Source organism: Rhizobium etli CFN 42 (genome assembly GCF_000092045.1).
GTDB lineage: Bacteria > Pseudomonadota > Alphaproteobacteria > Rhizobiales > Rhizobiaceae > Rhizobium > Rhizobium etli.
Map to the genome: position 1 here is coordinate 194184 of NC_007765.1, position 24770 is coordinate 218953.

Below are 24770 nucleotides of genomic sequence, written 5' to 3' on the forward strand. Positions count from 1 at the left end.
ATTGGAACGGAAGCTGAAGGCACCATTCAGTCGCGGTTCATTGGCAGCGATCGGAGCTCGATGAAAATAACGCAAGGTGTGCAGGCGGTTTGCGATAACGGCATGCTCGAGCTGACGGAGCAGCGGCAGCAGCGCTCTCTGACATCTCCACGCCGGGCGGCGAGCATTCCCAAACCGGCGGCACAAGTATCTAAACGGCAAAGGTTCTGGCGATCGAAGCTGATTGTCGAGTCCATGCAGGTCCGGCAGGACCTGCATCGCATCTCGTGTCTTGCTAGAACGCGTAGTCGGCGGGCACCATTTGGGTTTCGATGGCGAAGGTGACCTCATCCCCGAGCTCGGGAATTGCGAAGTCCAGCCCCCATTCGCTCCGCTTGATGCTGCCCCTCGCCGAGAAGCCGATTTTCGGGACGCCCATCATCGGGTGCTTGGCCATCGAGCCGTTGAAGGTGACATCGAGCGTTGCCGGATGCGTCTCGCCGCGAAAGGTCAGCAAGCCTTCGACGGTGCCGGTTTTCTCGCCCGTGATCTGGATGGCCCTGGACACGAAGGTGATCGGCTTGGCGGCGAGGAACGTCTTGTCGCCGCCGATCTCGGCATCGAAGTCGACCTTCTCAGGCCAGGGATAGTCGGTGCGGACCGAAAGCGGATCGATCGTGACCGACAGGGCGGAGGTCTCCGGCCGTTCCGGCTTCCAGTCGAGCCGCGCGTCGACCCTGGTGAAGCGCGCGGTGTAGTGCGACAGGCCGGAGTGGTTGAAGGACCAGTTGAAGCTCGAATGCGAGGGAGGTCTTGTAGGCCCCGCCGGGCCCCGGGTCGTCGGCAGCGGCGAGGGCGGTGATCGCGCTCAGGGCAAGAGCGAGCAGAAATGCAGGGATGCGCAGCATGGATATGTCCTTGAGTCTGGAATGATGAGGCCGGCTCAGGCCGCCTTGTTGCGGGAGAGGGACTGGAGGCGCTTCCAGACTTCTGCCGGCTGAGGAATGTCGAGGTCGAACACGGTTTCGAACGTGTCGGCGAGATGATCCGCGCTGGTGATGCGCTGCTCGCTGAGGCTGTTTGCGGTTACGCGGCGCAGGCAGTCGTTCTGCAGCGCGACATAGCCGTCTGCCGTGTGCCGCAGGACGGCGAGCGCATTGGTGAAGGGGGAGGCGGGATCCTGCATCAGCCAGCCATGGGTTGCGACCATGGCGGCCTCGTCGCTGTGGTCTGCCTTGAAATCGAAGCTCTTGGCAATGCCATGCATGTGATTGTTGAAACGCAGCCAGCCGCCATCCGCCGGCATGATCGAGAAGTCGAAGCCGCGCTGGCTGATCGGCCCGACGGCCAGCGGCACCGGCTCGATGATGGCATCCGCCACGCCGACTTCGGCAAGATAGGAACGGTCGAGATCGACGCGCAGGGTGAGGTGATTGCCAATGGCGATATCGCCGAGCTTTTCCCGTTGCACGCCGCCGCAAAGGCGGGTCACGCGAAAGCCGAGCGCAGCTAGCGCGGCGCCGAAGAGGCCGTTCATCTCGTAGCACCAGCCACCGCGCCGTCCCTCGACCATCTTGGCGAAGGCCGCGGCCGGCGTGATCGCGGAGGGCCAACCCATGAAGGCATCGAGCGCTTCAAAGGTGAAGGTCATGAGATGGGCGCGGTGCAGCTGCGACAGGGTGTCGATACTGACACGCAGCGGCTGCTCGAGCCCGATCCGGGCCAGATAGGCATCGAGCTGCGTTGTTGTCAGGGTCATTGCGTTTTCGTTCGAAGGCACGTGTGTCATCCTTCGGTCTCCTTTCGATGGACCGTTGTCCGGGTTCCGGTTGTCTGTTTGGGTGGTTCAGGCGACCTTGCGGTCGCCCTCGGGCAGGAAGGCCAGGCCGAAGCCCCTGGCGACCGAGGCGATCTGCTCGGGCGTTTCGGGCCTGGAGAGCTCGACGATCGGAAAGAAGCTTTCGAATCCGCCCGGTGTCACGACAACCATGAGGTGGCCCTCCGTCTTTCCGACATTGCGGAAGCGGTGCGGCACGCCGCGCGGCAGCGCGATGCAGCCGCCTTCGGTCAGTTCGATATAGTCGCCGGCGCACCAGAAGCCGAAGCGGCCGGCAAGGACGCGGAAGAACTCGTCCTCGCGCTCGTGCACATGCAGAGGCGGACCTTCGCCGGCCGGCACGAAGGCCTCGAACATGCCGAGCGAACCGCCCGTACTGGCGGCCATTATGCGGATGACATGCCTGCCGAATGCCATTGCCGGCGTCCCATGTCCCGACGGCGAAGCCACCGCATTGGTGAACTCTTTCATCTCTCTCTCCTTTTGCGGCAGGACGCAGAAATCCGCGCCACACTCCCGCATGCCGGCGTACCGGCGGGCCTAGCGTGGCGTCGTTTCGCCCGACGAGGCCGCCCGAGGGCGCGCAGACGATGATTTTCCAGGCTGTCCAGCCGGTACGCCGCCTTTATAGCGCATCGAGAAAACCGGCGTTCCTAAATGAATGTGCAAGGCATGCCGAGAATCCTAAAAGTTTGCTAAGAAGGCCAAGGGCGCAATGGGGAATGGTTATGAGGCTCGACGACAGGCTTCTGGATTTTTTCAATCGGCCGCTGATGTGCATCATCGCGGTTGCCGACGAAGCCGGCCGTCCCTCGGCCGGGCGCGGCGTCGGCTTTCATCTGTTGGAGGATCGTGAGACGGTCGATTTCATCTTTTCCGCCTGGCAATGGCCACGGCTTGAACCCTGCATTCGGGCAACAAAGCGGATTGCCGCCACCTTCGTCAGTCCCGCGGATTATGTCGGCTTCCAATTGAAAGGCGCCGCGGCGATGCGGGAGACAGAAGAGCCCGACCTCGATCGCGCCGACCGCTTCATGACGTTGGCGACCGATGCGCTCGAGTCTCTCGGCGTGCCCCGGCGCCTCATCGGCCCATGGCTGACGGCGCGCGACGCGCGGGTCGCCCGGCTCGCGATCAGCGAAATCTACGTCCAGACGCCCGGTCCGCTCGCCGGCATGCTGGCGGGCGAGCGATCTGGCGCGGGGTCCCGATGAGTTTGCGGCTTTCCGATCTTTCCGCCTGCTTCGAGGGTGTCATCCCCTCGATCATCGCCACCGCCTCGGCTGACGGCATGCCGAATGTCTCCTATCTCTCGCATGTGGTGCGGGTCGATGAGGAGCATGTCGCGCTTTCCAACCAGTTCTTCGCCAAGACGGCGGCGAATGTGCGCGCCAATCCCAAGGTCACGCTCATCCTTGTCGACGGTCTGACCGGCGACCAGTTCCTGCTCGACATCGGTTTTATCAGGGCCGTCGATGCCGGCCCGCTGTTCGACAAGATCGCCCGCCAGCTCAAGGCGAGCAGCGCGCAGATCGGCATGTCGGATGTCATGCGGCTGAGGAGCGCCGATATCTACCGGGTCTATGGGATTGAAAAGGTTCCCTCGCCGGTGGAAACCGCGCCGGCTGCGGATAGCCGCGCGCCCGTTAGCCTTCCGGCCCTTTCGGAGGCGATCAAGGCCATCGAGCAGGATGCGGTCGCCGACGAGATCATCGACACCCTGCTCGGCGCCATCAAGCGTGTTCTCGGATATGACAATGCCCTCGTGCTCATCCGCGATAGCAATCGCGACTGCCTGATCACCACAGGCAGCATCGGCTATGAGCATTCGGGACTGGGATCGGAAGTCGCGGGCAGCGAGGGGTTGATCGGTGCAGCCGCAACGAGCGGCCAGACGATCAAGGTCAGCGACATGAGCCGCGTGCGACGTTTCGGCGAGGCAATCGGACTGGAGACGGAAGGGAGTGAAAACCTCACACGCACCGTTGCCTTCCCGCAACTGGCTGCTGCCATGAGCCAGATCGCCGTCCCCATGACCGCCCGCGGTACGGTGACCGGCGTCCTCTTCGTCGAAAGCACGGCACGGCTGGCCTTCCGCGAGGAGGACGAGGCCGCCCTCGAAATCCTGGCCTCGCAGGCCGGAGGCGCACTGAGGGCGAGCGAATGGGAGGCGGCGAGCACCGAACCGAGACAGGCAGCACCCGTTCCCGAGCCGGCTGCAGCCGGGCGAGAGGTCCGCGTCGCCCATCACCGCTTTGACGACAGCGTCTTCGTCAATGGCGCATATGTCGTGAAGGGCGTTGCCGGCATGCTGCTGCGCCTGATGCTCGAATGGCATCTGTCCGAGGGGCGAAGCGAGTTCACGAACCGGGAATTGCGGCTCGCCGCCGGCGCTCGCATGCCCGAGATCAAGGACAATCTCGAAACTCGCCTCCTTCTGCTCCGGCGCCGGCTTGAAGAAAAGCAGGCGCCGATACGCCTCGTCCGCATCGGCAGAGGCCGCGTCCGGCTGGATGTGGACGGGCACCTCAACCTCGAAGCGGCCGCTGGAGATCATCCGTGAGTTTCGGATTGGCAGACCTTGGCCATCGGTGCCGAATTGCCGGCACCTGGGCTCTTTTCCCGATTTTCCGGCTGCCGAAATCACCTTGTCATCGATAATCTCGTCGCGTGAGCGTAAATGACAAACCGGCTGGTCGTGGTGATCGGGAGCGAAGCAACGGATGCGAGAAAGACGCTAGCTGCCGCAGGACTTTCTATTTTGGCGCGGCAGCCGCGGTTTCACCGGGCGGCAAGATCCGCATCATGAACGTTGAAACCTTCTCCCCCGGCTTGAAAGGCCCAGGGATCTGATGGCTGACCGGCTTCAGGCTTTGAAGGAAGACTGCAATTGATGTCACGTCTTCTTCAGTGAGTTGCGCGAATGCATGCCACGGCATGATTGGCGCCAGGAGGCGGCCATCCGGCCGCTGCCCGGTCTGAAGCGCAGTCACAATCTGTTCCCGGGTCCAGCTGCCGATGCCGGTCTCCTTGTCAGGCGTAATGTTGCGGCCGACGAAAACACCCTGCCCGGGGAGCTCGAAACCAACATCCGATCCACCCAGAAATCGCGAGCTGTCCGGGTTTCCGAAGAAGTATCCCGGTGTGTGGCAGTCGTTGCAGCCGCCGATCGTGACGAGATATTCGCCGCGCGCAGTCTGCGCATCGTCGGCAGCTGCAATGCTCGCGTGTAGCCCCAAGGCAGAGGCGGCAAAAAATGCCAACCGTACGCTCAACCGAAACATCTTCCCCTCCATGATGCAGAAGCTCGCAACTGCCATCGGACTGAATATCACGATGAACATGTTCTATATATTAGCCATATTGAATTAACGAAGATTGCTGGGAAGATGACCACTTATGGGCCGGCAGCGAGCCTAAGATGCTTATAATCGATCCGGGAAGCGGTAGTTCATCCTCGTGTAAATCTGCTCGAAGCCGAGGGCGATGAGATTGGCGTGAGAGATATTGGGCTCATCGGCCGACGGCTGGGCGGTTTCGACGACGAATGTCCGAACGCCCTGAACGGCACCCTCGTTCAGACGCGCGGCAATCAGGGCCTTCTGTGCTCCGCGATTGCGAAACGCGGGAACCGTCGCGCCACCGCCGAGCCAGGCATAGCCGTCTGACGCGTACATGGCGGCTGTCGCAATCGGCCTGCCTTCCAGCTCAGCGAAAAAGCAGGTCCAACCGTCCTTGCCGACGATCGCTGACCAAAGTGGTATCAGGTTCTCTAGAAAGCCGAAACCGGCGCACATCATTGCGCCGAAGGTGTCGGCTTCGTCGACATTGACCTGTCGGGTGGTAACCTCCCCAGCGTGAACAAGCCGCGTAGGAGGAGCCGCTCTTCGCAGTTTTGCCCATCCATTACCCTCGGCAAGAAGACCGCGTTTGCTGATCCAATCGCTTGTCTCTTGGGGTGTGGTTGCGGCGCTCATTTGCAAATAGCGACGGCCTACCTTGTTGCGCATCCACTGGTAGGCCGCGTCGAGGTCATTGAGTGCTGCAATACCGAGAATACGATTTAGGCCGATTGCGGGCGCACTGGGCAGCGATATTGCGCAGCCTGCACCCAACTGTATCAAGCGAAACTCGGTTTCGTCCACGAGTGTCTGAGGCGCGATCATGAACAGGTCGATGAACGCTTTCGCCTCGATGATATCTTCTTCAGGCACAGTCATTCCAGCCATCATCCCCAGCGAGACGCACCTTTTCCATTGCGGCAACCCAAGACCGTCCCTGAGATGGCCGTGTCGTGTCCATCATTGTTCTCCAAGTGCCTGGAGCCGAGCACGTAAAGCTGCGTTCTCTGCTTCAAGTTGCGTCAAGCGCTCACGCAAGGGCGTCACCGCTGTCTCAACTTCCTGCTCGGTGTAGCGAGGCGTGATATGCTGAGGGCAGTTCCAGTCGAACGCCTCCAGCCTCAGCCGGAAAATCCGCTCCGCCTTTGCGCGGTAGCCGGCGTCGAAAACAAGATCTGTCAGCGAGGGATCGGCATCGAGTGTCAGCTTCTCGACATGCATGTAGATCTTGAGACGCGCTCTGCGGGGATAATCCACCAGGAAGAGGCAGGCTCGGTCGTTTGCGGCAAAGTTTCCGGTGCTGATGTACTGACGGTTCCCCCTGTAATCGGCGAAAGCCAGGGTTTTCCGGTCGACGGCTTTCAAAAAGCCTGAAGGCCCGCCGCGGTGCTGCACATACGGCCAACCGGTTTCCGATACAGAGGCAATATAGAAACTGTCCCTTGCGGCAATGAAGGCGAGCTCGCTCTCTGTGAAACTATCCGACTCGCGATGGTGATCACCCAACCAGATCTGATCCGCACCCATTTCGGCCTGTGCCAGCCGCACATTCGGAGTGCTTGCGACGTCCAGAAAGTGGTAGGGCATCGTGATCTCCAAAAATCGGAACAGTGGTCTCGCCCTACGGCGGTGCGACCTCGGCTTGGCGGAACCGCGGTCGTACCGCCGGCGACCATGCATGATGGTCACTTCTTTGCGACGTTGCGATCAAGAAAATCATTGATGAGCGGAGCAGCGACGTCCAGCTTTTCCTCGAGAAGAAAGTGACCCGAGTTCAGGATATGAATCTCCGCATCCGGAAGATCCTTGAGATAAGGATGAGCGCCGGCCTCAGGAAAGATATAGTCGTTCTTGCCCCAGACGATCAGCGTGGGCGGTTTGCGCTCGCGAAAGAAGCGTTGAAAGTCAGGGTAGAGCGGCACATTGGTGCGGTAGTCATACAACATGTCGAGCTGTATGTCCTTGTTGCCCGGGCGGTCCAGGAGCGCCTGGTCATGAACCCAGTTGTCGGGGCTGATGCGCGACACGTCTTCCATGCCGTCGGTATACTGGAATTTGGTCGTTTCAAGGGTGACGAGGCCGGACAGCGCCGCGCGGCTCTTGTCTGATCCGTCGGACCAGTAGGTCTTGATCGGATCCCAGAACTCCTTCAGCCCTTCCTCATAGGCGTTGCCGTTCTGGATGATCAGGCCGCTGACCCGTTCCGGATGTTTCAGCGCCAGCCGATAGCCGACAGGCGCGCCGTAATCCATGACGTACATCGCGTAGCTCTTGGCCTCCAGATGAACCATCAGCTTATCGACGATGTCGGCAGCCCCGGCAAACGTATAGGCGTAGGTGCCACGATCGGGAGCGGCGCTCTGCCCATACCCCGGATAGTCCGGTGCAATGACGTGGTACCGGTCTGCAAGGAGCGGGATTAGATTTCGGAACATATGGGAGGACGTCGGAAAGCCGTGGAGCAACAGCACGACGGGTGCGTCGGCCGGACCGGCTTCCCGATAGAAGATGTCGAGGCCGTCGATTTTCGCGGTGCGGTAGTGAACTGGAGCCGGAGCTTGGCGGTCGGCGGTGGCGTGCGCGGGAACCGCGCTTGCGATTGTCGTGGCAGTCATGCTGGCGGCAGCCAGCATCAGGCATATGATCAAACGACGCATGATGGTCTCCCAATGATCGAGATGAAACAAGATTTGGCGTCGACTGGCGGCTGATCCGGCCATCAGACAGCACATCAGTTGTCGCGATAGGCAGTGTCGGGCCGTCGCCCCGGTCAGGGTTGCGGCAACAATGGAATTTCGCTGCACGTAAAAGCCTGATTTGACGCAACGCTGGAACAGCCGACGTCGCGTTTCATCGAGGGGCTTCGATGGTTAGGAGTAGGCGGGTTCGTGATCACTCTCAATTGCGATCTAGGTTCCGCACACCTAGACGATGGCATTGCCGACGTAGACCTTGGTATATCGATTTGTCCTTACGCAACCCACAGAAATCCCGTAACTATTTCCCGCGGACGATAATGAGGCTGGGCCTTTGGGCTCCGTCTCAACTCTGCACGGAGAGTGTTGTGGATAGAGAGCCGGAAACCGATCCCATCATCGATCTAATCCCCGCCATGGTGTGGTCGGCGACATCGGATGGCATGCTGGATTTCGCCAACCAGCACTTTCTCGACTTTATCGGGGCGCCGCTCGAGCAAATCTCCGGAGAGAGATTCTATGGAATATTCCATCCCGACGATACGTCGCGTCTCGCTTCCGAATGGCATGAAATCATGGCTTCCAAAAATGCGAGGGAGGTCGAGGGCAGGCTCAGGCGCGCGGACGGCCACTATCGTTGGTGCACGCTTCGTCAGAAGCCTCGGTTCGATTCCGACGGAAATGTCGTCAGATGGTATGGCGTGGTGCTTGATATCGAGGACCGCAAGCAGGCCGAAAATGCGCTGAAAGAGACGAAGACGGCACTTGCCGCCAGCGAAGAGAATCTAAGCCTCATCATCAATTCATTGCCTGTGCTCGTATGGTCGGCACGACCGGATGGCAGCGCCGATTTCGTCAATCAAAGCTGGTTGGATTATGCGGGCCGTCCGGCCGACCAGATCCTCGAATGGGGCTTCCTCGACCTTTACCACCCGGATGATATTCCAGGCATGGTCGCCATCTGGAAGAGAGATCTCGAACATTCCGACCATACCGTTCTGAAGGGTCGTATTCGCGGAGCCGACGGCAACTACCGCTGGTTCTATTTCTCGGGCCGCAAGCTGATCGATGCCAACGGCGTGGTGCGTTGGTTCGGCTGCAATATCGATATCGAGGATCTGCAAGCCGCAGAGAATGCGCTGAGAGAAAGCGAAACCGCGCTCAGGGAAAGCGAGCACAAGCTCAGTCTCATCATCAACACGATACCGGCAATGGCTTGGTCCTGCACTCCAGATGGCCGGCTAGAATATTTCAATCGAAACCTGATCGATTATGTCGGCTTGCCCGTCGAGGAAATCGTCGGGTTCGGCTTTTATCGCATGTTTCATCCCGATGACGTCGAGCCGATGCGGGTCGCCTGGGACGATATCGTCGCCACGAAAAAAAGTCGTCCGGTGGACGCGCGCATCAGACGGGCGGATGGCGAATATAGATGGTTCAACCTCCGGCAAAGCCCCCTTCTGGACAGGGATGGGAATGTCGTGCGGTGGTACGGCGTCGTCGTCGATATCGAGGATCGCAAACGGGCCGAAGAGTCCTTGAGACAAAGCCAGAGCAACCTGGCGCATGTGACGCGGATGACAGCCACGGGTGAGCTTGCCGTTTCGATCGCCCATGAGGTCAATCAGCCGCTCATGGCAATCGTCACAAATGCCGGCACGTGCCTGCGCTGGCTGCAACCGGGACACACAGATATCGAGCAGGCCCGGCTCGCGGCCGAGAGGATCGTCAAGGATGGTCATCGCGCCGGCGACATCATCGCGAGCATCCGGGCAATGGCTCAGAAGTCACCAGCCCGGATGGAGCAAACGGATTTGAAGGGCGCTTTGCATCACGTGCTGGATCTTTTGAGAGGGGAACTTCGTCACCGAGATATCGAACTCGATCTCGATCTTCCGCAACGGTCTCTTGAGGTCATTGCTGACCGAACCCAGTTGCAGCAAGTCGTGCTGAATCTGGTCATGAACAGCGCCGAAGCGATGGCCGCGTCTTCAGGAGACAGGCGTATCGGCATCAGATGCGCCGAGGACGAGCACCAATTCGTGAAAGTCAGTGTCTCGGATACGGGGCGCGGCATTTCTTCCGACGCGTTGGATCGGGTTTTCGAAACATTCTACAGCACGAAGGCAGATGGCATCGGAATGGGGCTTTCAATATGCCGTTCCATTGTCGAAGCCCATGGCGGCCGGATCTGGGCTTCGGCGACAGACAGTCAGGTTGGCGCGGTGTTCACGTTTACGCTGCCGATGGCGGAGGTTACAGCCGCAGATGATCGATGATCGCAAAAGAGGCCCGCCGACCGTCATCATCATCGATGACGACGAAAGCGTCCGCGACGCTTTGAAGGGATTGTTCGAATCCGTTGGTCTGGCCACCGCAACCCATGGCTCGGTGTCGGAGTTCCTCGCTGCGGATGATCCGGATCAGGCGGGTTGTATTGTTCTGGATATCCGTCTGCCGGGCCAGAGCGGCCTGGAGTTTCAAGAGGCGCTGGCGAAGAGCAAACATCCAAGGTCGGTGGTTCTGATCAGCGCCCATGTCGACGTCGCGATGGCTGTCCGCGCAATGAAAGCCGGTGCTATCGATGTTCTTACCAAGCCGGTGCGGGAGCAGGATTTGCTCGAAGCGGTGAACCGTGCCCTGGCGAGTGATAATGCTCGACGCGAAGAGGCCGATCAAACGGCTGCATTGCGCCAAAGATATTCCAAACTCACCGTGCGTGAGCGGCAGATCATGGCCTTAGTCATCACCGGGAAGCTGAACAAGCAGATTGCGGCTGAAGTCCAACTGGCGGAAGCCACCGTAAAGCTTCACCGCGGTCACATGATGCGCAAAATGCGCGCATCGTCGGTTGCGGATCTGGTTAGGATCGCGGGCATTCTGGAGCGCTGAATGCGCACATTTCGATATCCCCTTCGACCGGGAGGCGCGCATGAGATCGCGCTCTTTTTATAGGTTCCAGATCGGACATCCATCACCCGTTATTGTACGATACCGGCCTTGCGTAACCCCTCTACGGCGAGCTCGAAATCGGCGGAATTCTTGAAGGGCAAGACTTTGCGGCGGTATTCCAAGGAGAAGTCGGGATTGATGCGCAGCACCTCCTGCCACGTCGCCCGAGCTTCTTCGAGCCGGCCGAGGTGACCGTAGCAGGCGGCGAGAAGCGCGCGCGAGACATCGGTGACGGGATTGCGGCTCACGCGCTGCCGCAACAGTTCGACGGCCTCTTCGTACCGTCGCAGCTGAAACCAGGCCCAGGCCTGAAAGTGCAGAACGATATCGGGGAAGTACGGGTTCAGGACCCTTGCCCGGTCGAAGCAGGCGAGTGCCTCCTCGGATCTGCCTGAATAGAGAAGGGCCTCGCCGAGGCTGACCTGCCCTTCGGCGAAGTTCGGATTAAGGACGATCGCACGCTCGGCCTCGCTGATGGCGCTATCGTGCTGTCGTGAGTAAAGCCTGACGACACTCAGGGCCCAGTGCGCCACGGGATCGCTGTCATCGCGCGCGACCGCCAGCATCGCAGTCTTTTCGGCCTGGTCGATCGAGCGCTGCGGCGAGACGCTCCACCGGTTCAGGTAGTCGAGCCCGTGGGTCAGGGCGAGGAAGGCGTGCGCCGAGGCGAAGTTCGGGTCCAGTTCGACGGCCCGTTGCAACAGGTCGCGGGCGTCGCTGTTCGTCTGCTTCGTCAGCCGGTGCCACAGCTCCCGGCCACGCAGGAAGCAGTCATACGCCTCTGGATGGCCGGTCTGCCCCGGCGCCAGCCTTTTCCGATCGCCCTCCGTCAGGCTGACCGCCAGCGCGTCGACGATCTGCTGCGTGACATCGTCCTGAACCGCGAATATGTCGGTCAGGTCGCGATCGAACCGCTCCGCCCATAGATGCCCGCCGGTGGTCGCGTCGATCAGCTGCGCGGTGATGCGCACCCTGTTCCCCGATTTGCGCACACTGCCCTCAAGCACATGCCGCACGCCGAGCTTGGCGCCCACCTCCTGCACCTGGACATTCCTGCCCTTGAAAGTGAACGAGGAATTGCGGGCGATGACGAAGAGCTGCGACAGCTTCGATAGCGCCGTGATGATGTCTTCCGAGATGCCGTCGGCGAAGTAGTCCTGTTCGGCATCGCCGCTCATATTGACGAAGGGCAGGACGGCGATCGACAGCTTCGGCGGCCCTGCCGCCGGCGGTTGGCCCGTCGCGGTGTCCAGGGTCGCGGCTGCCTTGGTCCCGGCGCTGCCGACTTGCAGCGAATAGACCCGGATCGGCTCGGCGATGTTCTTGAGATGCGTATCGCCGAGATCGCTGACCGAGAGGTCGAGCCTTGCCTTGACCTGGCGATAGGCATCCTCCGACAGGCAGATCGCTCCCGCCGCGGCGACGCCCTCCAATCGCGAGGCGATGTTGACGCCGTCGCCCATCAGATCGCCGTCGCTTTCCTCGACAACGTCGCCCAGATGGATGCCCATCCGGAACTCGATGCGACGGTCCTGCGGCACGCCGTCATTGCGCTCCACCATGCCGTTCTGCACCTCGATGGCGCAACGCACGGCGTCCACCACGCTGCGGAACTCGACCAGCGCACCATCGCCGGTTCGCTTCACCACCCGCCCATGGTGCACGGCTATCGTCGGATCGATGAGATCGCTGCGCAGTGCCCGCAACCGCGCCAGAATGCGCTCCTCGTCGGCGCCGGCAAGCCGGCTGTACCCAACCACGTCTGCGGCCAGGATTGCAGCCAGCTTTCGGATCTCGCTCATGGCGCCGTCTCCTCGCTTCCAAGGATAGCAGGGAGACAAGAGGCAAGGAAGAAGTTTTAGCCGGTGCGGAGGGGGCCCGAAACCGAACTTCCGCAATGACTTGCTATTCCTTACCTACACGTCGAAATTTGTCGGCAGGACAATCATGTCCCGGATCGTGACGTTGCGCGGGCGGGTCAGCATGAAGATGATGGCATCGGAGACCTCTGAGGGCTCGATCAAACTCCCATTGGCTTTTGCCTTCTCAAGGTTTTCCGCGGGCCAATCGGCAAGCAGAGCGGAAACAACCGGGCCGGGCGACACCTGGCTGACCCTGATGCCGTGGTTTTTCAACTGCCGGCGCATGATCTGGACGAAACTGGTAATCGCCCATTTGGAGCTGGAATAGACCGGCTCCCACTGGATCGGCGCATGGCCTGCGACCGAGCAAGTGACCAAAATGTCCCCGGTCCCGCGCTCGATCATATGCGGAGCGATGTCGCGGACGTTCTTCATGACGGCGTTCACGTTGAGGTTCAGCATCCGATCGATTGCCGCGGTATCGGTATCGATAAGATCCCCGCCGATGTAGGACCCTGCATTGCAGTGCAGGATGTCGACATGATCGACTTTTGCCAGGATTTCCGGCACCATGGCCGCACAACTTGCGGCGTCCAGAAGATCGGTGACCTGCATGACGACGGCGTCGCCGAACTCGGCAGCATAGGTTTCCAGCGCCTGTCTGTTGTAGTCGACCATCACGACCTTGGCGCCGGCATCGATCAGGGCACGGGTCGTCGCCAGGCCGATACCGGAAGCTGCGCCGGTGACCGCAGCGATCTTTCCTTCGAGTGGTTTAGTCATCATCTTGTCTCGCTCTTGATTTTCAGACAGCAAGGAAGCCGCCATCGACTGGCAGGACTGCGCCGCTGATCATCGGGGCGTCCTCTGACATAAGCAGTGCGATCGAGCGTGCGACATCGTCGACCGCTGCAAAACGCGCCATCGGGTGGCGAACAATCATCGGGTCACGTTTGGAAGGCTCGGACCACGCCTTGGCGGCAAGCTCCGTCATGGTCACCGTAGGCGCCACTGCATTGACCCGGATTCCATAGGCGCCGAGTTCCCTGGCCATGACACGTGTCGCGCCTTCAAGTCCCGCCTTCGAAGCGGCGTAAGCCATGTGATCCACGAAACCCCGGTGTCCGGCGATCGAGGTGACATTCACGATCGTGCCGCCGCCTCCGTTTGAAATGCGAGCTCGCGCGAACTCCTGCGCACAAATCAGCGCGGCCCGCAGGTTGATGCCGAGGACCTGCTCATAGCCCTCCTCGGTCATATCGATGACGCTCTCAAGCACATTGGTTCCCGCGCAATTGATCAACGCGTCTGCCAGTCCCGCCTTCTTCATGGCGGCGCGTGCTGCTGCATTGTCGGCGAGATCGACTGATATCACCGTCGCGCCGAACTTTGCCGCAAGATCATCCAGATCGGCCTGGGTACGCGACAGGGCTACTATTCGTGCGCCACGGTGGGTGAGCAGTTCAACGCAGGCGCGACCGATGCCCTTGCCAGCACCGGTAATGATTACCGTTTTTCCTGTAAAGTCGGACATGGTTGATCCTTCCGATGCCTGTTGCTCAGAACGGGAGTCTTTGCTCGGTTTGCTTGTCGAACACATGAGCCGCGGCAGGATCGACGTCGAGCCGTATCCTGTCGCCGGGCTTCAGCGCGTGGCGCTCGCGAAAGGCGCACAGGACACGCTTGCCCGCCAATTGGACTGCGAGCAGAATTTCGGCCCCCGTCGGCTCGATCAACTCGACAGTCGCAGGTACGCCCGCATCGCCGTTCGACAGTATCCACTGGTCAGGACGGACCCCGTATATCACCTCCTGGCCGTTGGTTGCCCGCGTGCCTTGTGGAAGGGGAAGGCCCGACCCGTCAGCGAGCCGCGCCGAGTTCAAGGAGAGATCGATGGTGGCCGGCAGCATGTTCATCGCCGGCGATCCGATGAAGCCGGCGACGAAGGTATTTGCCGGCCTGTCGTAAAGCTCCAGTGGCGCACCGATCTGCTCCACCTTGCCGTCGCGAAGCACGACAATGCGGTCCGCCATTGTCATGGCTTCAATCTGGTCATGCGTGACATAGACGGAAGTAGCGCCGAGGCGCTGGTGAAGAGCTTTGATCTCCGAACGCATGTCTACGCGCAGCGCGGCGTCCAGGTTTGACAGCGGCTCGTCGAAAAAGAACGCCTTCGGGCGGCGAACCATCGCGCGCCCCATGGCAACACGCTGCCGTTGGCCTCCGGAGAGCGCCTTCGGATAGCGGTCGAGATAGGGCGTAAGCCGCAGCATCTCGGCAGCCTTGTCGACCTTGGCGTTGCGATCCGCAAGATTCTCGCCGCGCAATTTCAGTGCGAAGGCCATGTTCTCCCGAACGGTCATGTGCGGATAAAGTGCGTAGTTCTGGAACACCATCGCCACGTCGCGGTCCTTGGCGGCGATGTTGTCGATGCGATTTCCGCCAAGCTTGATCGTGCCGCCGGTGATCTCCTCGAGGCCGGCAAGCGACCGCAGCAGCGTGGATTTGCCGCAACCGGACGGACCGACCAGCACGACGAACTCACCGTCGGCTATATCGAACGAGATGTTGCGCAGTGCGTGATAGGAGCCGTAATGCTTGTCGACCTTGTCGAGTTCGATCGTCGCCATGTGTCAATCCTTAATCAGTTGTGGTCGGGGCGGGTCTGCCGGGCAGCTTCACCACGAGGTATCCTGCATCGGCGACGACGATGCTGCCGGTCATCAGGCTGGCAGCATCGAAGGCCGGGAACAGCACGACCGACGCAATTTCCTCGACGTCGCCCATTCGCTTCATCGGCTTCATGTGCATCCAGTCCTTGTCCCGCAGGCATAGCCGATGTTGCGCCCCGCGCCGGTGACGACCGCCACTCTTCCACGGAGCTCCAACTTCCGCAGGAACATGTTACTTCCCAAGCTCGATCTGGATCTTCACGGAGGACGGCTTCGGTCGCACGGCGTAATCGAACGCTTCGACGGAATCCTCGAAGGCGTAGGTATCGGTGATCAGCGCATCGACATTGATCTGGTTCGATCCCAATAGCGCGACGATGCGGGGGTAGACATGGGCGTAGCGGAATACGTGTTCGATGCGCAGTTCCTTGGTCTGGGCGATGACGACATCGAGCGGGACCGGCTTCACGGGCATGCCGACAAGGACGATGGCGCCGCCGGGGCAACCATGCTGCGCCGTGTCTGCGATCACTTCAGCCGCGCCGGAACATTCGAAGACGACATCGACGCCCCAGCCGTCGGTTTCGCGGGCTATGACGCTCTTCAGGTCCTGCGAACGGACGTTGACGGTGATGATGGCAGGGCCGAGGCTGCGCGCCACGGCAAGCTTTTCGTCGACAACGTCGGTAACGATAACTTTGGCGCAGCCAGCCGATAGCGCCGCTATCGCTGTCACCATGCCGATCGGCCCGGCGCCGGTAACCAGCGCGATCGCACCGGGCGTCAGCCTCGCCTTGGAGACTGCGTGAAAGCCTACAGCCAGCGGCTCGACCATGGCGCCCGCGGCGTAGGAAACGTTGTCCGGAAGCTTAAAGGTAAAGGCCGCCGGGTGGACCACGCTCGGTCTCAGTACGCCATGCACCGGCGGCGTCGCCCAGAAGCGCACCGCGGGATCGAGGTTGTAGAGACCCAGCCGCGACGCGCGACTTTGAGGGTCGGGAATGCCGGGCTCCATGCAAACGCGGTCGCCCACTTTCAGGTTCTGCACCGCGCTGCCGACCTCTTCAATGATGCCGGCGGCTTCGTGGCCGAGGATCATCGGCTCGCGCACAACGAAAGGACCGATCGCGCCGTGCGTGTAATAGTGAACGTCCGATCCGCAGACTCCGACGGTCTTGATGGCAATGCGCACGTCGGTCGGACCGAGCGCCTCCTTCGGGTCCAGGTCGCGAATGCGCAGTTCGTCTTTGCGTTCGAGGACGAGCGATCTCATGTCTTCAGCCCTTTCGGATAATGAATACGGCCAGCGCCAGGCAGAGCACCGTCGCCACCCATAGGGGCAACACGCCCTCGAGGAAGCGCATCCATAGAAGATGCACCAGGATCAGGATCACGACCGAGATGAAGCCCCTGTCGAAGCCGTTGGTTCGGATCGGCAGGAATCCGTCGCGTTGGGTTTTCTGGGGTTGAACGCCAGCCATCATCTTACCCTTTCAATGCGCCGAACGTGAGGCCGGTCACGATGTGCTTCTGGACGAATCCGAGCACGATCAGGGCCGGGAGCGTGGTCAGGAACGCCATCGCCGCCATCTCGCCCCAGTTCGTTCCGGTGACCGAGACATATTCAGCGAGCGCTGTCGTCACGGTCCTGGCGTTAGCCGACGACGTTAGGGTGGCTGCGAACAGGTACTCGTTCCAGGCGAAAATCCAGGTCAGGATGAAGGTGACGGCCAATCCCGGCCGCGCCAGCGGCAGGATGACGTTGGACAGCACCTGGCCGGTTGTCGCGCCATCGACCCGCGCCGCTTCGTCCAGCTCCAGCGGAATCCCGTCGAGCATGCCCTTCAAGAGCCAGACGGCGAAGGGCAGGTTGAAGACGCAGTAGAGCAGGATCAGGCCAATCTTCGTGTCGAACAGCATGAAATCGCCGAACACGAACCACTTGGTGAACAGCAGGAAGAGCGGCAGCAGAAACACGGCTGGCGGCGCCATGCGGTTGGTGATCAACCAGAAAAACACATTGTCGCCGCCGCCGATTTTGTAACGCGACAGCCCGAACGCCGCGAGCAGGCCGAGCGCGCAGACCAGCGCTGCGTTCGATGTCGCCACGATCAGCGAATTCAAGAGATACTGCAGGAAGGTCGAGCTGTTCAGCACCGCCAGGAAATTGTTCCAGTAAAGATCGTCGATGAGGAACGACTTCGAATAAAGCTTCACGCGGGGGCGCATGGAAACGACCAGCATCCACCAGACCGGAAGCAGCGTCAGAATGGTCAGACATATCCAAAGGACGAAGGAGGCTATACCGGAGCGTCTCATTGTGCACCTCCCTTGCGGCCGGTCATGGCAACGAACAGCAGCCAGCTCAGAACGATCGTGACATACAGCGTCAGCAGCGACATGGCCGCACCGTAGCCGTAATCGGTTTTCGGAAAGACGTTGATCCAGATATGAAGGCCGATGAACCGGGTCGACTCGGCCGGACCACCCTTTGTCAGCATCCAGATTTCGTCGACCGAGCGCAATGCATCCATCAGCCGGATGAAGACGGTTGTCAGCAGCACCGGTTTCAACATCGGCACGATCACGTACCAGAAAATCTGCAGCTTGTTGCCGCCGTCGATCTGCGCCTGTTCGAGCGGTTCTTTCGGCAAGGCGGTCAGCCCCGCCATGAGCGACAGCGTAACGAACGGCGTCCAATGCCACAGGTCCATGATGATCGCCGTGACGAAGGCGTGATAGGCATTGGTCGAGATGTTGTAGTCGATGCCGAACCACAGTTTCAGGTAATAGGGCACGATGCCGAAGCCCGGAACGCAAAGCAGCCGCCAGGTAGCGCCGACTGCAATGGGCGCGACAACGATCGGCAGCGTGTGGATCGTGCGAAAGAACTGCCGGCCCCACAGGCGGTCTGCCATCAGTGCGCGGGCCAGAACGTAGCCCAACAACAGTTCGCTCACGACGACGAAGAATGCGAAGACCAGGGTGCGCGCCAGCGAGTTCAGGAATGTCGTGTCAAAAACGAGGCTGCGATAATTCTGAAGGCCTGCCCAGCGCAGGGTGGGGTCGACTGCGTTGGTGTTCCAGTCGAAGAAGCCGACATAGAGAATGTAGATGAAGGGAACGAACCCGACAACGAACAGGATTAGCGTGGCTGGTGTTAGAAACAGCCATCCGATGTTGGATTGTCTCATCCTGCGCTCCGTCAGATCGTCCTTGACACTTATTCGCCTGCAGCGTCGCGGGCAGGCCCGCAAACCGCAGTCAGGAAAGGGGCGGTCACCTTGCTGAAGGCGACCGCCAGCCGCTTGGGAGGCGGTCTTTTACTTGCGGTAGCCGAGCTTCACGAGTTCAGCTTCGGCTGCCGTGGCGGCCTGGTCCAGCGCATCGTCCGGTTTGATCTCCCCGACGATCGCTTTGTAGATGAACGGCGCGACGACCTGCAGAACTTGCGCGTGGAACGGGAACGGCGGAGCTCCGGCGAACAGCTTTCCGTCCTCACGCATCAGCGTGTAATAGCCGTTCATCTTCTTGTCCTGATCGACAATCTTGGGATCGTGGTAGGTCGAGTTCATGACGATGCGGGAGCCGGCCAGCGCCCAGTCGGTCTGCACCGAAGCCTGACCGATATACTGCAGGAACAGCAGAGACGCGTCCTTGTTCTTGGACGAATGCGGGATGCCGAACGCGCCACCATCGTAATAGCCGATATATCCTTTGCCGGATTCGGCTGCTTCCATGACACCCGCCTCGACCGGGGGCAACGCTACGCCCACCTTGCCGACGACGGTCGATTTGCTTTCGTCGGTGGCGATCCACGCAGCATTTTCACCGTAGACGAGGCCTTGGGCTGCGCGGCCGGCGGCAAATGTCCCGGCAACCTCATCCCAGGTGGAAGACGTCGATTCCGGCGGCGCGTATTTCAGCAGGCCGACCCAGTAGTTGAGCGCCTTCTTCGCGGCGGCGGAGTTCATCTGGCCGCCGTTCGCTTCGGTGGCCGCGAAGGTCTTGCCATCGATGCCCCAGTTGTAAACGCCGAAGGTCGGCGCGACCGACTCGAAGAATTCGTAGAAGGCGGCGGGGTGGCTCGACGAGGCCTGTACGGTGGTTCCCCAGAGCTCCTTGTCCGCGCCATATTCGGTGAAGAACTTGGCGATCTGGGTATACTCGTCATGCGTCGTCGCGGGCTTCAGATCCGCACCGGTGGAATCCTTGTAGGCTTTCTGGATCGCCGGATCATCGAAAAGATCCTTGCGGTAGAGGTAAGGCTTGATGAATGCTTCCATGGGGACGCCCATGACATTGCCCGACTTCGGATCCTTGAAATAGTTCAGGAAAGTGGTGAAATTCTCCGGCTTGAAGTCCGGCGAAGCGATCTTCGCATTGTCGGCGAGCGACTTGGTAATATCGACGAGGAAGTTGCGGGCCAGATACGTATAGACGATGTCCTGCTCGATATAGACGAAGTCATAGATGCCGGTATTGGCCTCCATGTCCTTGATCGCCTTGTCGTACATCTGGTCCCAGGATGTGGCCTCGAATTCGACCTTGATGCCGGTCTCTTCTGTGAACTTGGGACCGAGCACCTGCTCGACATATTTCGACGCTGGGGTCGATTCCGAGATGCCCCGGATGGTCGCGCCCTGATAGGGCTGGGCGGCAGTTTTCCACCAGGAATCCTGAGCAAGAGCGGTCGAGCTCCAAAGGCCAAGCGAAATGAAGCCGACGCCCACGGCTTTGACGAAACTGTTCATTGTTCTCCTCCATTTGGATCGCAAAATCGGTCCGGTTGTGCGTGCTAAACTCTCCTCCGACACGCTCAACGGACCACAATAGTTGTAGAAAGAACGGATGGACACAAGCGCGGCCGTTGCGCAATACTGATACTCTCATGCGCGAAATGCCGAATATAATCATGAATTTTTGTGTGCATTGCACAATCGAATATTGATTGGCAGCGCAACGAGCATCGCGGGAAGCACTGGAGGATGTCCGCAATGTCAGTTATTTCGCCGACCGTCGCGAGATTTGAATATGTCTTGACCGGCGCAGACGAGTCGTTCCTATGGCGGCGCGACGACTATCCGTGGGAACGCAACGTCTGGAATTTCCACCCGGAGGTGGAGATCCACTATATTCCCAACGCCAGCGGCGTCCTGCTTGCGGGCGATCACGTCGGCGCGTTCACGCCGGGCCATATTTCCGTCATCGGCAGCAACCTGCCGCACGACTGGGTGACGCCGCTCGGACCGAATGAGCGCATTCCAGGACGTGACATCGTCATCCAGTTTGCGCCGGCCAAGCTGGAGCAGGCTTCGGCCTTCCTGCCGGAACTGGCGGGGCTGCGTGACTTTCTTACCCGCGCAAAGCGGGGGCTCTCCTTCAAGGGCCGGGCGCGGGAACAGGCGGAGGCGCTGATACTCGACATGGAGTTCCAGACCGGCTCGGTGCGGCTTTCGACCTTCCTGTCTTTGCTCTCGCTGCTGCGGGACACTGACGAGTTCGATACGCTGTCTTCAGAGGCTTATGTGCCGGACCTGAGCTATGGTTCGCTGGAAGCCCTGCAACAGGTCTTCGCATATCTCTTCGCCAATCTGTCGGAGGACATTCGGTTGCCTGATATGGCGCGCATGGTCGGCATGAGCGACAGCGCCTTCTCGCGATTCTTCAAGAAAAACAGCGGCCACAGCTTCACCGACCACGTCAACAAGCTTCGAATCTGGAAGGCGGGTCAGCTATTGACCGATACCTCTATGCCGATAACCGACATCTGCTTCGAGGTGGGCTATCGCAATCTGTCAAATTTCAACCGGGTGTTTCTACGTCACCATAACTTGACACCGACAAAATACCGGAAACTGTCCACCAACCGCAGAACCGTTCCGTTAACTCAGACAGCGACAGATCATATGCCTGTGCAGTGAGTGGCGACGGTCCTGCGGCACGCCGTCATTGAGCTCCACCATGCCGTTCTGCACCTCGATGGCGCAACACACGGCGTCTACCACGCTGCCGAATTCGACCAGCGCACCATCGCCGGTTCGTTTCACCACCCGGCCATGATGGACGGCGATCGTCGGATCGATGAGATCGCTGCGCAGCGCCCGCAACCGCGCCAGGCGCCGGGAAGCCTGCTCTACCCAACTACGTGTGAGTCCATGATTGCAGCCAGCTTTCGGATCTCGCTCATGGCGCCGTCTCCTCGCCTTCGGGATGACAGGGAGGCAGAGGGCAAGAAGGAAGTTTTGGCCTGTGCGGAGAGCGATCTTGGTTGCGATTGAGCTAGACGCAGCCAACGTTGTTGGCCTCTCGCTCTAACTGCTCTTTCAGTCTCGCCGAGAGGTTTTTTGAGCACCTGTCGTTCGCTTTGGGGAAGGACGACGCCGCTCCGGCCGTTTGTCCCCGGCGGAAAAATTGCGGGCGGTCTCGAAGAGGTAGCGGTCGACCCGCTTCAGCGGGTTGAAGGCTTCGAAGGGGTTCTGCAGAACCGGCTGGACCTCCTTCAGGAAAGCCTTGCGTTCGGCTCTGTTCTGGATGGCGACGGTCTTGCCGGCAAATTGCAGCTCGCCTTCCGTCGGTTCCGTCTGGCCGAGGATCATCGCCGCGACCGTCGATTTACCGGAGCCGGATTCGCCGAGGATCGAGAGGATCTCGGGCTCACCGCCGATTTAGAAGCTGACATCCTTGACGGCGGTGATCAGCCGCCGGCCGAGCATGCCGCCCTGGCGGTAGATTTTCGTCCAGGTTGGCGGGGATCATGCTGACGCTTCGGATTGGCAAAAACTGGCCGAAGCGCGTATAATCCTTGACTATCGCAGTCAACTAATTTCCAGGTGCATTACCGCGCCCGGGGCAACTGTGCGGTTCCCTGGCATGCGCCGCGGCGAGCCCTTGCCGGTCGCAACGGCGGCCGTTTCACCACGGCGGCGAGACCAGCCGTGCAGCATTGATACCTTCCGCGCCGATCCGGTTGCAGCCGATGTCCGATCACCAGCGGAAATGGTTGCCTGTTGACGCTTCCGTAATCACGGCAAGCGCCTTTGCTTGCCGGGCGGCTCTTTTCTCATAGGATTTCTGCGCCATCTCTTGCCAGGGCAACCAGACAGGGTCCGGTATGGACGAGACAATCGAACAGCTTCTCCATCTTTCCGCACAGACGGAAACGTTGATGGCGGTCTATGATGGCGATGACCGGCTGCGCTATGCCAACAGCGCCTTCCGCGCGGCCTATTTCATCGAGCCGGAGGAAACGCCGCTCTGGCCGGATCTGATGCGGCGCAATTTTGAGCTCGCCCGCGGCACCGTCATCCGCACGAATGATTTCGAGGAATGGCTGCGCTCCACCCAGTCGCGCCGCGGCAAGATCGGCTATCGCGCCTTTGAGACGGATCTTGCCGACGGCCGCTGGCTGTGGATGACCGAGGCGGTGCAGAAGAACGGCTGGATGCTCTGCATCGCCAGCGACATCACCCGTCTCAAGGTCCATGGCCGCACCGTCCGGCAGGATCGCGACCAGGCAATCAAGGCTTCCTATACCGACGAGCTCACCGGCGTTGCCAACCGCCGTTTCGTCATGGCGCGCGTCGAAGACATGGTTGAAGCCGCCCGGCATGGCAACAGCGGCTGCCTCGCCGTCTTCGACATCGACAATTTCAAACGCATCAACGACCGGCTCGGCCACCACGCCGGCGATCTCGTGCTGCGCGATTTCGCCCACCGCATCCATCAGAATGTCCGCCGCAACGATTGTTTCGGCCGGGTCGGCGGCGAAGAATTCCTCCTCGTCATGCCGGCCACCGGCCCGGAAGACGCCCTTGCCATGGTCGAGCGCATGCTGACGGTGATCCGCTTCTCCCGGCCGCTGCCGGACTCGCCCGACTTCAGCTACACGTGTTCTGCCGGCATCGCCGCCTGTGTGCCGACGGATAGTGCGTCGGAGCTTTATCGGCGGGCGGATCAGGCGCTGTATGACGCGAAGATGAGCGGGCGGGATAGGGTGAGGGCGGCATAGGGCGACAATTTGGACTTATCCGCTGAGGCAGGACACAATGCCGACTACATCCGGATGCTCGCTCGCAGCCAGATCTCTGAGCTGGCGGAGCCGACGCGTGTTACACCGGCCAAGGCCGCAACCAGGATTAAACATCTAAGCGGTTTCATCAGGTTCATTTAGGAAACGCAATAGATGCATGTACTTCACCTAGTCGCATTTAGGCTAGTTCGCCTCGCCCCAAATGGGGAGATGCGGACATGCGAAAGCTGCGCGGTTGGGTTCAAGTATCAGTCGCGGGCTTAAGACGATGGCGGTAGCGCACGCAGTCTCTCCGCTACAACGTGACTTCTCCACGTCTGCGGACTTCTACCTCCCTCAGACATGAGCGCTCGCTCGACTTGGCCGGGAGTCCACGCGCCACCCATTCGCGCGCTCAACAATTCCAGACCTCTGCAGAACCTGTCATAATCTTCACCCGTATTAACGTCGCTTACCCGGGAGTTGACCCTTCGTTCGACAGTCTTGCCGTCTGCTTTCCAGGTCACCGTCTCATCCATTTTTACGACATTCACACCCGCGATCAGGTTCATGGAAAGCCCCGCCCACTGGTCAAGAATGTAACCTTTGCCGGGTGTCTCGGGCATGAGGAAGTATATTAGTTTCGTGAAGTAGGCCGGTCCCAGTCCCAGCATGGCCTTTTCTTTCTTTTCAGCCCTGAGACTGGCGAACTCGTCGAAAGCCGCACGGCGCGAGAGACCGCCAGCCCTGATTCGTTTTGCAACGGCTAACCAACGGGCGGCGCTGCGTTGAAAGAGGCGGTCGCGGTTGGCGCGATGCATGCCACCCCAAGCTAAGACACTTACACATAGATCGTCGATACAGGTCTTTTTGTCAGCAGACATTGCCAGGAGTTGCGCCCGGTTGGTCGTGCGAGCTAGATCTTTACAGCTCAGACCATGCTCTGAACCCTTGACCTCGGCGAACCACTGGGCAGGGCTGCCTCCCTCTTCCGCGTCAGTATCAAAAGTAGGGGGCGACGAATAAGCCTTCGCGAAAACCAAAACATGCTTTTCGACTAGATTGAGGGTCATTTTAAAAGCCGTAACAAGTGGATGAAATCGGAGACCAACGTCGGAGTCATCTTCCCGGAAGAGCTGAAAACCTGCTCGTCAGAAATGAAGACAATCCGTTATGCTGCCAACAATACCCGGTCTCTCACACTGATACGCCAAGAGAGACTCTGCCAGATCTTTTTCCCTGACAGATCTACGTCACCGAAAAAAATTCTGAATACAGCTTTTCACCCATCCTATTGTATTGGCTCACTCCAACAGCTTGCACGGCTTCCTCATTAAAGCGAATCAACTTTCAATCCAAAGTACATCTTGGAAGGTTAGCAATTGCAATGCATCTATCGTGAAATTCGATTGGATTAAGC

At 60.1% G+C, this 24770-nt stretch carries 23 protein-coding genes and 3 pseudogenes; 6 read left to right on the forward strand and 20 right to left on the reverse strand.

The window, feature by feature from the left end; translation table 11 throughout:
• Nucleotides 1-274: 274 nt before the first annotated feature.
• From RHE_RS24880 to RHE_RS24890, 3 genes are all read right to left on the reverse strand, one after another.
• Nucleotides 275-826, reverse strand: coding sequence for a YceI family protein (locus RHE_RS24880; RefSeq protein WP_338060910.1), 552 nt, complete (start codon nt 824-826; stop codon nt 275-277).
• Nucleotides 827-922: 96 nt separating this feature from the next.
• Nucleotides 923-1768, reverse strand: a complete 846-nt coding sequence (locus RHE_RS24885; protein ID WP_011428023.1) for an arylamine N-acetyltransferase family protein — start codon at nt 1766-1768, stop codon at nt 923-925.
• Nucleotides 1769-1825: 57 nt separating this feature from the next.
• Complete coding sequence (locus RHE_RS24890; protein ID WP_011428024.1) at nt 1826-2287, reverse strand: cupin domain-containing protein; 462 nt, start codon at nt 2285-2287, stop codon at nt 1826-1828.
• A gap of 257 nt (nt 2288-2544) precedes the next feature.
• On the opposite strand from RHE_RS24890, the gene RHE_RS24895 reads away from it, so the two are divergent.
• Complete coding sequence (locus RHE_RS24895) at nt 2545-3030, forward strand: pyridoxamine 5'-phosphate oxidase family protein (protein ID WP_042119863.1); 486 nt, start codon at nt 2545-2547, stop codon at nt 3028-3030.
• Nucleotides 3027-4379 (forward strand): GAF domain-containing protein, encoded by a 1353-nt coding sequence (locus RHE_RS24900; protein ID WP_011428026.1) that lies wholly within the window; start codon nt 3027-3029, stop codon nt 4377-4379. Before RHE_RS24895 ends, RHE_RS24900 begins: the two co-directional genes overlap by 4 nt.
• A gap of 193 nt (nt 4380-4572) precedes the next feature.
• Here RHE_RS24900 and RHE_RS24905 read toward each other — a convergent pair whose 3' ends face one another.
• The 4 genes from RHE_RS24905 to RHE_RS24920 all read right to left on the reverse strand — a co-directional run bounded on the left by RHE_RS24905 (nt 4573) and on the right by RHE_RS24920 (nt 7814).
• The gene (locus RHE_RS24905) at nt 4573-5100 is read right to left on the reverse strand and encodes a cytochrome c (RefSeq protein WP_011428027.1); all 528 of its coding nucleotides are present in this window, start codon (nt 5098-5100) and stop codon (nt 4573-4575) included.
• A 141-nt stretch (nt 5101-5241) separates the two neighbouring features.
• Nucleotides 5242-6036 (reverse strand): GNAT family N-acetyltransferase, encoded by a 795-nt coding sequence (locus RHE_RS24910; RefSeq protein ID WP_042119917.1) that lies wholly within the window; start codon nt 6034-6036, stop codon nt 5242-5244.
• Between the two features lie 81 nt (nt 6037-6117).
• Entirely contained in the window at nt 6118-6744 is a 627-nt protein-coding gene (locus RHE_RS24915; RefSeq protein ID WP_011428029.1) for a pyridoxamine 5'-phosphate oxidase family protein, read from the reverse strand.
• A 98-nt stretch (nt 6745-6842) separates the two neighbouring features.
• A complete protein-coding gene (locus RHE_RS24920; RefSeq protein ID WP_011428030.1) occupies nt 6843-7814 on the reverse strand; it encodes an alpha/beta fold hydrolase in 972 nt (323 codons plus the stop codon).
• A 407-nt stretch (nt 7815-8221) separates the two neighbouring features.
• Between RHE_RS24920 and RHE_RS24925 the strand changes: the two genes are divergently transcribed.
• Together RHE_RS24925 and RHE_RS24930 are read left to right on the forward strand one after the other, a co-directional pair.
• On the forward strand, nt 8222-10132 hold the full coding sequence (locus RHE_RS24925; RefSeq protein ID WP_020923055.1) for a PAS domain-containing sensor histidine kinase: 1911 nt from the start codon (nt 8222-8224) through the stop codon (nt 10130-10132).
• On the forward strand, nt 10122-10745 hold the full coding sequence (locus RHE_RS24930; protein WP_011428032.1) for a response regulator transcription factor: 624 nt from the start codon (nt 10122-10124) through the stop codon (nt 10743-10745). The genes RHE_RS24925 and RHE_RS24930 overlap by 11 nt, the downstream gene beginning before the upstream one ends.
• Nucleotides 10746-10834: 89 nt before the next feature.
• Here RHE_RS24930 and RHE_RS24935 read toward each other — a convergent pair whose 3' ends face one another.
• The 10 genes and pseudogenes from RHE_RS24935 to RHE_RS24975 all read right to left on the reverse strand — a co-directional run bounded on the left by RHE_RS24935 (nt 10835) and on the right by RHE_RS24975 (nt 20093).
• The gene (locus RHE_RS24935) at nt 10835-12607 is read right to left on the reverse strand and encodes an adenylate/guanylate cyclase domain-containing protein (RefSeq protein WP_011428033.1); all 1773 of its coding nucleotides are present in this window, start codon (nt 12605-12607) and stop codon (nt 10835-10837) included.
• Nucleotides 12608-12721: 114 nt separating this feature from the next.
• Nucleotides 12722-13450, reverse strand: a complete 729-nt coding sequence (locus RHE_RS24940) for an SDR family oxidoreductase (protein WP_011428034.1) — start codon at nt 13448-13450, stop codon at nt 12722-12724.
• A 22-nt stretch (nt 13451-13472) separates the two neighbouring features.
• Nucleotides 13473-14201 carry an SDR family oxidoreductase gene (locus RHE_RS24945; RefSeq protein ID WP_011428035.1) on the reverse strand — a complete coding sequence of 243 codons (729 nt, stop codon included), beginning with the start codon at nt 14199-14201 and terminating at the stop codon, nt 13473-13475.
• Nucleotides 14202-14226: 25 nt separating this feature from the next.
• Nucleotides 14227-15297 carry an ABC transporter ATP-binding protein gene (locus RHE_RS24950; protein ID WP_011428036.1) on the reverse strand — a complete coding sequence of 357 codons (1071 nt, stop codon included), beginning with the start codon at nt 15295-15297 and terminating at the stop codon, nt 14227-14229.
• Nucleotides 15298-15307: 10 nt separating this feature from the next.
• Nucleotides 15308-15466: pseudogene (locus tag RHE_RS32225) on the reverse strand (SDR family oxidoreductase); the annotation flags it as partial.
• Between the two features lie 105 nt (nt 15467-15571).
• A complete protein-coding gene (locus tag RHE_RS24955; protein WP_011428037.1) occupies nt 15572-16612 on the reverse strand; it encodes an NAD(P)-dependent alcohol dehydrogenase in 1041 nt (346 codons plus the stop codon).
• A 4-nt stretch (nt 16613-16616) separates the two neighbouring features.
• Complete coding sequence (locus RHE_RS24960) at nt 16617-16823, reverse strand: DUF2160 family membrane protein (RefSeq protein ID WP_010052171.1); 207 nt, start codon at nt 16821-16823, stop codon at nt 16617-16619.
• Between the two features lies 1 nt (nt 16824).
• A complete protein-coding gene (locus RHE_RS24965; protein WP_011428038.1) occupies nt 16825-17658 on the reverse strand; it encodes a carbohydrate ABC transporter permease in 834 nt (277 codons plus the stop codon).
• A complete protein-coding gene (locus RHE_RS24970; RefSeq protein ID WP_011428039.1) occupies nt 17655-18533 on the reverse strand; it encodes a carbohydrate ABC transporter permease in 879 nt (292 codons plus the stop codon). Before RHE_RS24970 ends, RHE_RS24965 begins: the two co-directional genes overlap by 4 nt.
• A 129-nt stretch (nt 18534-18662) precedes the next feature.
• Nucleotides 18663-20093: an extracellular solute-binding protein gene (locus tag RHE_RS24975; protein WP_011428040.1), complete on the reverse strand. Its 1431-nt coding sequence runs from the start codon at nt 20091-20093 to the stop codon at nt 18663-18665.
• A 243-nt stretch (nt 20094-20336) separates the two neighbouring features.
• On the opposite strand from RHE_RS24975, the gene RHE_RS24980 reads away from it, so the two are divergent.
• Nucleotides 20337-21263 (forward strand): AraC family transcriptional regulator, encoded by a 927-nt coding sequence (locus RHE_RS24980; RefSeq protein WP_011428041.1) that lies wholly within the window; start codon nt 20337-20339, stop codon nt 21261-21263.
• Nucleotides 21264-21266: 3 nt separating this feature from the next.
• On the opposite strand, the pseudogene RHE_RS34545 reads toward RHE_RS24980, so the two are convergent.
• Both RHE_RS34545 and RHE_RS24990 read right to left on the reverse strand, forming a co-directional pair.
• Nucleotides 21267-21529, reverse strand: a pseudogene (locus tag RHE_RS34545) (adenylate/guanylate cyclase domain-containing protein); the annotation flags it as partial.
• A gap of 187 nt (nt 21530-21716) precedes the next feature.
• Nucleotides 21717-22007, reverse strand: a pseudogene (locus RHE_RS24990) (ATP-binding cassette domain-containing protein); the annotation flags it as partial.
• Between the two features lie 446 nt (nt 22008-22453).
• On the opposite strand from RHE_RS24990, the gene RHE_RS24995 reads away from it, so the two are divergent.
• Nucleotides 22454-23350 (forward strand): GGDEF domain-containing protein, encoded by an 897-nt coding sequence (locus RHE_RS24995; protein ID WP_042119869.1) that lies wholly within the window; start codon nt 22454-22456, stop codon nt 23348-23350.
• Nucleotides 23351-23631: 281 nt separating this feature from the next.
• Here RHE_RS24995 and RHE_RS25000 read toward each other — a convergent pair whose 3' ends face one another.
• Nucleotides 23632-24423 (reverse strand): 8-oxoguanine DNA glycosylase OGG fold protein, encoded by a 792-nt coding sequence (locus tag RHE_RS25000; protein WP_157700423.1) that lies wholly within the window; start codon nt 24421-24423, stop codon nt 23632-23634.
• Between the last annotated feature and the right edge of the window lie 347 nt (nt 24424-24770).